This is a genomic window from Ornithinibacillus caprae (genome assembly GCF_009728145.1).
GTDB classification, from domain to species: domain Bacteria; phylum Bacillota; class Bacilli; order Bacillales; family Amphibacillaceae; genus Ornithinibacillus; species Ornithinibacillus caprae.
This window is the reverse complement of the sequence record NZ_WOCA01000009.1, coordinates 135,923-143,223: the sequence shown is the minus strand read 5'-3', so window position 1 is coordinate 143,223 and position 7,301 is coordinate 135,923. Positions and strand designations below refer to the sequence as shown.

The 7,301-nt window shown below is 34.0% G+C and carries 8 protein-coding genes; 3 read left to right on the top strand and 5 right to left on the bottom strand.

Going from position 1 to position 7,301, the window contains the following annotated elements:
* Nucleotides 1–231: 231 nt before the first annotated feature.
* The 3 genes from GMD78_RS12770 to GMD78_RS12760 form a co-directional block, all read right to left on the bottom strand.
* Complete coding sequence (locus GMD78_RS12770; protein WP_196493810.1) at nt 232–603, bottom strand: PilZ domain-containing protein; 372 nt, start codon at nt 601–603, stop codon at nt 232–234.
* Nucleotides 604–792: 189 nt separating this feature from the next.
* Nucleotides 793–1,812, bottom strand: coding sequence for a low-specificity L-threonine aldolase (ltaE, locus tag GMD78_RS12765; RefSeq protein WP_155669200.1), 1,020 nt, complete (start codon nt 1,810–1,812; stop codon nt 793–795).
* A 35-nt stretch (nt 1,813–1,847) separates the two neighbouring features.
* Nucleotides 1,848–2,849, bottom strand: a complete 1,002-nt coding sequence (locus tag GMD78_RS12760) for an LLM class flavin-dependent oxidoreductase (protein WP_155669199.1) — start codon at nt 2,847–2,849, stop codon at nt 1,848–1,850.
* A 186-nt stretch (nt 2,850–3,035) separates the two neighbouring features.
* On the opposite strand from GMD78_RS12760, the gene GMD78_RS12755 reads away from it, so the two are divergent.
* Together GMD78_RS12755 and GMD78_RS12750 are read left to right on the top strand one after the other, a co-directional pair.
* The gene (locus GMD78_RS12755; RefSeq protein ID WP_155669198.1) at nt 3,036–3,578 is read left to right on the top strand and encodes a PadR family transcriptional regulator; all 543 of its coding nucleotides are present in this window, start codon (nt 3,036–3,038) and stop codon (nt 3,576–3,578) included.
* A gap of 54 nt (nt 3,579–3,632) precedes the next feature.
* Nucleotides 3,633–4,103: a DUF4188 domain-containing protein gene (locus GMD78_RS12750; RefSeq protein ID WP_155669197.1), complete on the top strand. Its 471-nt coding sequence runs from the start codon at nt 3,633–3,635 to the stop codon at nt 4,101–4,103.
* 21 nt (nt 4,104–4,124) lie between these two features.
* Here GMD78_RS12750 and GMD78_RS12745 read toward each other — a convergent pair whose 3' ends face one another.
* Nucleotides 4,125–4,706, bottom strand: a complete 582-nt coding sequence (locus tag GMD78_RS12745; protein WP_155669196.1) for a DUF1836 domain-containing protein — start codon at nt 4,704–4,706, stop codon at nt 4,125–4,127.
* A gap of 167 nt (nt 4,707–4,873) precedes the next feature.
* Here GMD78_RS12745 and trhA point away from each other — a divergent pair, with 167 nt between their 5' ends.
* On the top strand, nt 4,874–5,521 hold the full coding sequence (gene trhA, locus GMD78_RS12740; protein ID WP_155669195.1) for a PAQR family membrane homeostasis protein TrhA: 648 nt from the start codon (nt 4,874–4,876) through the stop codon (nt 5,519–5,521).
* A 120-nt stretch (nt 5,522–5,641) separates the two neighbouring features.
* On the opposite strand, the gene GMD78_RS12735 is transcribed toward trhA, so the two are convergent.
* Nucleotides 5,642–6,697: a M42 family metallopeptidase gene (locus GMD78_RS12735; protein WP_155669194.1), complete on the bottom strand. Its 1,056-nt coding sequence runs from the start codon at nt 6,695–6,697 to the stop codon at nt 5,642–5,644.
* Nucleotides 6,698–7,301: the final 604 nt, after the last annotated feature.

Sequence of the window (7,301 nt, the reverse complement as noted above, 5' to 3'; positions counted from 1 at the left end):
CTTACGAAGTAAATGATCTTGGGGTACTAAGTCTTCTATACTTACAAATTCCACTTCATTTTGAGTATTATTTCTAGTATGAAACACAGTTACCACCGCCTTATATTGTTACTTATATTATAACAAAATTACGCGGTGAATTGTTAAAGTATTCTAAATAAAAAACAGGCTGGCGAGGGTTTTTCGACAGCCTGAGCAGGGGAATTCCCCTGCCTTTTTTGAGTTATTTAGCTACTTTCTATTTGCCATTTTTTTACCTAATACTTTTAAATCATTTAATAAATCATCTTGTAATTCTGGATCATTTTCACAATGTACACCATAAACGTATTCATCGAAATTCTTTTCTACCCATACTAGTGTGCCTCTTATTTTGTATGTACTATTATTTAAAGAAAATGAGATCGACACCCACACATCATTTCCGTATACGGGAATATTTAAGGAAGTCAGTATTTTCATCCCATTTAGACTTATATCTAACATTTTTGCTTCCCCATCGGAAGATGTCACGCTTTTACCATTTAATTGCTCTATAGTAAAAACAATAGATAACGGTTCTCCAAACTCAAACCGAAATGCTTCATCTCGCTTATAACGCATTAAGATGTCCCCCATTTCTAAACTATGATTTTATCATACCAATTGCTACAATAGATGACAATATTTTCATTTGTTAAAACTATTCACACCTAATATAGAAGACGTATAAATTAATGAATCCGTATTAGAAAAAGTATTAAGTTTCTTTCAGAAGTAGCACATAAAAGCCACTTTCGGTAGCTTTTATGTTTATATTAATTTACTTATTTTCTCAAGCACTTGTTTGATTTCTTGATTGGTAACATCATAATGAGTGGTAAACCGAACGGTATATGGACCAAAAGCAACAGCTAATATCTCTTCTTCCTTTAATTTTTCAATGAATTGATCAGCAAAGATACCGGCTTCTTTCGTATTAACGAGTACGATATTTGTGTCCACTTTATTTTCAATTTCTAACCCTTTTACGCTTCCTAGTCCTGATGCTAATATAGCTGCCTTTTCATGATCGTCCGCTAAGCGATCTACCATTTTATTTAATGCTACTAAACCAGGTGCTGCAATAATTCCAGCTTGTCTTAATCCTCCACCTAAACGCTTTCTCCATTTTCTTGCTTTGACAATAAATTCTTTTGTACCAGCAATAATGGAACCTACAGGTGCTCCTAATCCTTTAGACAGACAAAATTGAATGGTATCTGTATAGCTAGCGTATTCTTCCACACTTATTCCTGTTGCAACGGATGCATTAAATAATCTTGCACCATCAAGATGAACTGGCAAATTATGTTTTTTTGCTATTTCATAAATCTCTTTCATATTTTCTAATGGAACAATCGCACCACCTGCACGATTATGTGTATTTTCTAAACAAATGAGCCCTGTTTCTGGTTGGTGAATATCATCTACTCGGATAGCAGCCTCCACTTCAAGTGGATTCATTGCACCATGATTTCCTTTTAACGTTCTTGGCTGTACTCCTGCAAAAGCTGCTATCGTACCTCCCTCATAAAAGTAAATATGTGAGTCCGCTTCTAAAATCACCTCTTGCCCAGATACACAATGAGTTAACACAGCAATTTGATTCCCCTGTGTACCACTTGGTACAAACATCGCCGCGTCTTTACCTAACTTTTTCGCAGCTAGTGCTTCCAGTTCGAGAATAGTTGGATCCTCAATATAGACATCGTCACCCACAATCGCATCAAATGCAGCTTGTCTCATTTCTTTTGTAGGTTTGGTAACCGTATCACTACGTAAATCAATCATTTTATTCTCTCCCCTCATTGCTATTCATTTATTTGTCATTTTCTTAATAATTCTCTAGCCAATAATTCATAGGAATTATTTCGCTTTTCATAGCTATACGTATTCGTTAATATCATAAACTCTTCAGCTTCATACTGTTTCTCAAGTTCTTGTAACTTGGCCCTTACGACATCAGGAGTACCAATAATCATCTTTCTCTTCATATTTTCCACCTTGAATTTTTCTTCATCTGATAAAGAGTAACCTTTTATTTCCTCCATTGTTGCCAATCCAGCTTCCATATCCCCGTTATCGCGTTTAATAGATGCTATCAAACTGCTCATCGCCAACTCTTCTGCTTCTTCAAACGTTTCTGCACAATAAACAATAATTGCTACAATTACTTTTGTAGATTGAATTGAATTTACTTTGCTAATTGCCTTTTTATATTTCTCCACAATAATCGGACCATCTTGATCGCTCATAAAATGCCCAAATGCATAAGCCATACCCTTTTCCGCTGCTAAATCCGCACTTTTTTCACTAGTTCCTAATAGCCAAGTTATCGGTGCAGTCATTGGTGCTGGGGTTGGTTTGACTTTTGAAAATACATGATCCGCTGGAAAATCATTATGTAAGAAGCGCTGTAATTCATCAATTGATTTAGGCATTTCCTTTACGTTGGCTAAAAAATCCCCTGAAAGAGCAATAGATGCTTCTGCGGATCCACCAGGTGAACGACCAAGCCCCAAATCAATTCTACCAGGATACAATGTCGCTAATAAATTAAAGGTCTCTGCGACTTTATATGGCTTATAATGTGGTAATAATACAGCACCAGCACCAATTCGTATCGTCTTCGTCTGTGCTCCTATGATACCTAGCATAACCTCTGGTGCAGGACAGGCTAATCCATTTAAGTCATGATGTTCTGCAATCCAGTATCGAGTGTAGCCTAATTTTTCTCCTAATTGGGCCAGATCAATGGATTGCTGCAAGGCGTCCTTCGCTGTCTTACCTGGTACAATGGGAGATTGATCTAATATGCTTAATTTCATTAAACCACCTACTATTTAAGCTTTCATTATTATAATTTTTTATATTGTAACATATCTGCTGAAGGACCACTTGCACTTGAACTTAAGGTTAGAATTTAAACTATTTTTAAAATAAACTTTTTTCGCCTTACTTTTTGTGATAATATATATCTAAATGATGCATATCAATTAGATGTAGGTGATGTAATGAAAAGAGAAAATGATACTAAATATGCAATACTTGGGCTAATAACAACCGGCTGTAATACTGGTTACGCCATTAAACAAAAAATCGATAATAGCTTAAATCATTTTTGGAAAATCAGTTATGGTCAGGTTTATCCAATGTTAAATCAATTGGTTAAAGAAGGGTTAGCAAATGTAACAGAAACGCCCCAGACCGGAAAACCAAATAAAAAAGAATACAGTCTTACACAAGATGGAAATTATGCCCTTGTAAATTGGTTGCAAAAACCAATTAAAGAAATACCCACAGAAAAAAATGAGCTATTATTGAAAGTATTTTTTAGTAGACATCAAAGCAATGCGGTTACAGTTAAACATATTGATCATTATTTTATACAACTCCAAAAACGCTTAGAAACATATGAATCCATTGAAAAAATAATCCTGGAACATTCACTAGATCATGCGGATTCGCAATTTTGGCTATTTACATTAGATTACGGCAAAAAAACGACACGTGCAGCAATGGATTGGTGTCAAGATACAAAGAAAAAACTATTATAAGGAATTCTTCAATCAGTAGGGTCTTAATTGGGGTGAATAAAGGAGGGAAATATGATGGGAAAGGAAGTTTTTACAGGAAGATACACGTGTGAAAATGAAAAGGACATTGTTGTTTTTATCATTGGAATGCGCATCAACAAAATATGGGCAATTCATAAGTGGTTACCCGTTCTTAAAGCTATGCCACCAATGATCCGTGAACTGTATACGAACAAAGATCTTGGGTTTTTAGCAGCAGAAAATTTTGGTAGCCCCCGAAGAACACTAATGGTTCAGTATTGGCGCTCATCTGAAGATTTAATGTCCTATGCTAAAGGGGCAAAACACTTAAAAGCATGGAAAGAGTTCAATCGAAAAGTGGGGAATAATGATGCAGTTGGAATATATCACGAAACCTATATTTTACCTGCAAAAAATTATGAAAGTGTCTATGGAAATATGCCTCATTTTGGCTTAGCACTTGCCACTGGACACAAAGCTATTGACCATACAATTAATTCAGCTCGAAAAAGACTTGGAAATTAGAATTTATAGAGGGAAACGAGCTTATGTCGTTTCCTTCTTATTTCCTATCTCATCAATTATTTTTTCTGCTGCTCTACGATAATAATTGCTCATATTTACTAAAGAAGCAACCAACAATAATTGCTCTAGATAGTTAGAATCCTTATCTTCTAGTAGGCTCACTTGTCTACTTACCTCATTAGCAGATTCTTGAATATCTTCTACAAAACGACCTCTATTCTGTTCGGATAAATAGAGGTAACTATTATAAAGATTATCTATATTAAAATCATCCTCGGTAATCTTCTCATTAACCTTATTCAAAGCAACCTTAATATCTTTGATGGATAAAGCGCCTTTCATCTGATAGATTAAACTAATCAATATTAAGTGTTCCTTCGAGTACTTCTTATTTTTAATTGGGAAAAATAACTTTCCTTTTGCATAGTTATTGATCATCGTCTTGGTCAGTATTTTTTCGTCTTCATCTCTTTTTGAGCTAGAAAATTTACTTTCAAATATTTGTATGATCTGATCCATATACAAATCTAAATCAGGCATTTCCTCAATCGTTAAATGGTTTTCAAGATTTAAAGTTTCTATCAATTCATTTATTTTATCCATATTCCAGACCTCATTGTTTTTTTAGACTCTTCATTCGTAGTGTCTATTCTAATAAGGTTATTATAAAGGAAACTCCTTCAAAAAGTAAAGCTTGACTAGATGACGTTTTGAGTATATCATTTTATGTAGTATTAAAAACTATGTTATAAGTTTAAGGAGAGATTTCAATGGGAATGTATATTCGAGAACCTATTAATGGACTAACTCACTTATTTGGAGCCATCTTAGCATTTGCTGGACTTCTTGCACTAGTTATAAAAGCTTCCATTGAGACGGGATCAGCACTTGCCATCACTGCAGTAATAATTTTTGGAGTTAGTATGATATTACTATACTCTGCTTCAGCCACCTATCATATGGTCGTAGCAAAGGATCACGTGATTGCTTTCTTACGGAAAATAGATCATTCAATGATCTTTGTATTAATAGCCGGTACGTATACACCGATATGTTTAATTAGTTTAAATGGAGTTACTGGTTGGATATTATTTGGGGTTATTAATGGATTAGCATTACTAGGTGTACTATATAAATTGATTTGGTTTAACGCACCTAGATGGTTATCAACTGGAATTTACATTGTTATGGGGTGGATCGTTGTCTTCTTTAGTTCTTCCTTAGCCAATATTATTGGTACGAATGGTATGCTTCTATTAATTCTTGGTGGAGTTGCTTACACAATTGGCGGTTTCATTTATTGGTTGAAACCAAAATATTTAGAGTTTAAACATATGGGATTTCATGAAATTTTTCATATATTCATTTTGGTCGGTAGCTTATTCCATTTCTTCTGTGTTTATTGGTATATACTTTAAAAATATTAGAAAACTTATCATTCGCTAATCCTTTATGGTTGCATTTAACCAGCATAAGAAGGCTTATGCTTTCTAAACTACAAAAACATGAAGTAGCCAAGCGTTGGCTACTTCATGTTTTTAGTATGATACTAGTTCAGACATTACATAATGATAAACTAATTGCTCCGTACTTACTAATGAATCCTCATGAGTTCTTTCATATGCATGTGAAGAATCAATCCCAGGTCCAATTAATCCATGGATAATATCATGACCAGAACGTATTGCTGCAGATGCATCTGAGCCATAATATGGATAGATATCTAGTTTATACCCGATATCATTTTTTTTCGCTAAATTTACCAAATGCTTTCTTAACCCATAATGATATGGTCCAGTAGCGTCTTTCACACAAATAGATACCGTGTATTCATCTGTAGATTGACCGTCCCCCATTGCTCCCATATCAACTGCTAAATATTCAACAGTTTCTGGAGTTACATTGGAATTTCCACCATATCCAATTTCTTCATTATTAGAAATTAAGAAATGAGTTGTATAAGGTAATGTTGCATTCTCTTCTTTCACGCGCTTAATAAGCTGTAAGAGAATAGCAACACTTGCTTTATCATCTAAATGACGTGATTTAATATAACCATTTTCAGTTTCCTGTACTCGTGGATCAAAAGATACAAAATCACCAACTTCTATACCTAATGCCCGAATATCCTCGGCATTATCGACTTTTGCATCAATCCGAACCTCCATATTTTCCTGATTGCGTTCAGCTTTACCCGCATCTTTATAAACATGGACAGATGTCTGATGCATAAGAATTGTTCCAGTAAATACCTTACCAGTTGATGTATGGATTTCACAATACTCCCCTTCGATCGCGTTGTAGCGGAATCCACCAATTAAATCTAGACGAAGACGACCGTTACTTTTTACTTCCTTCACCATAGCACCTAACGTATCAACATGAGCTGTTAACATACGATGTTCTTGCTCATTTTTACCTGGTAAAGTTGCAATTAGCCCACCTTTTCGGTTTCGCTTTGTTTCCACATTTAATACTTGAAGATAATCTTCTACAAATTGAATAACTTGAGATGTAAACCCTGATGGACTAGGAATAGATACCAATCTTTGAATAAGTTCTTTCGTTTCTTTTACCTTTGGATATGTAGTCATAATTAAATCACCCTTTCACTTCATCTCAATATCTATCTTAACGATTATTGTCGTAGATTAACAGAAATAAAAGCTATTTCAGATTACTTTTTCAAGTTTTCCACTTTCAAGATGAAATAAGAGTCCAGTAACTTTAACATCTTTTCCATATTCTTGATAAATCGGATGACTTTTATATTTTCTACCTGTTTTAGTATATTGATTTTGGATAACTCTGTAGTAGAAATGGATTGGTTATCATTTGGATTTGGAAGAATGTCGCGAATATAAGTTAGCCATCCATGTAATTCTTACGTTAAAAATCAATATTAGATTGTGAACTAGTGTATTAATGAAGTAGTAATCTGGGGCTTTCTAATTGACAATATTTAAAATTTGGCATATCTTAAACTTAACATATTAATCTGCAGATGTTTTTTTCCTTTATAAATAATTATGCCTTTAGCATTCTTTTAATATTTAATATTGACTGGATGAAAAAGTATCTTAATATAAAGGAAGAGAAACGTAAATCGATTTATTACATAACTAAGGGACTAGACTCATCCGATGTGTTCTTTAGTAGGACGTTAAAACATAATATTAAATGAACTATAAAAAGGGA

Bases quoted from the DNA above. Each gene is read 5' to 3' on its own strand.
- GMD78_RS12770 (WP_196493810.1), bottom strand. From the start codon at position 603: ATGCGTTATAAGCGAGATGAAGCATTTCGGTTTGAGTTTGGAGAACCG.
- ltaE (WP_155669200.1), bottom strand. From the start codon at position 1,812: ATGATTGATTTACGTAGTGATACGGTTACCAAACCTACAAAAGAAATG.
- GMD78_RS12760 (WP_155669199.1), bottom strand. From the start codon at position 2,849: ATGAAATTAAGCATATTAGATCAATCTCCCATTGTACCAGGTAAGACA.
- GMD78_RS12755 (WP_155669198.1), top strand. From the start codon at position 3,036: ATGAAAAGAGAAAATGATACTAAATATGCAATACTTGGGCTAATAACA.
- GMD78_RS12750 (WP_155669197.1), top strand. From the start codon at position 3,633: ATGGGAAAGGAAGTTTTTACAGGAAGATACACGTGTGAAAATGAAAAG.
- GMD78_RS12745 (WP_155669196.1), bottom strand. From the start codon at position 4,706: ATGGATAAAATAAATGAATTGATAGAAACTTTAAATCTTGAAAACCAT.
- trhA (WP_155669195.1), top strand. From the start codon at position 4,874: ATGGGAATGTATATTCGAGAACCTATTAATGGACTAACTCACTTATTT.
- GMD78_RS12735 (WP_155669194.1), bottom strand. From the start codon at position 6,697: ATGACTACATATCCAAAGGTAAAAGAAACGAAAGAACTTATTCAAAGA.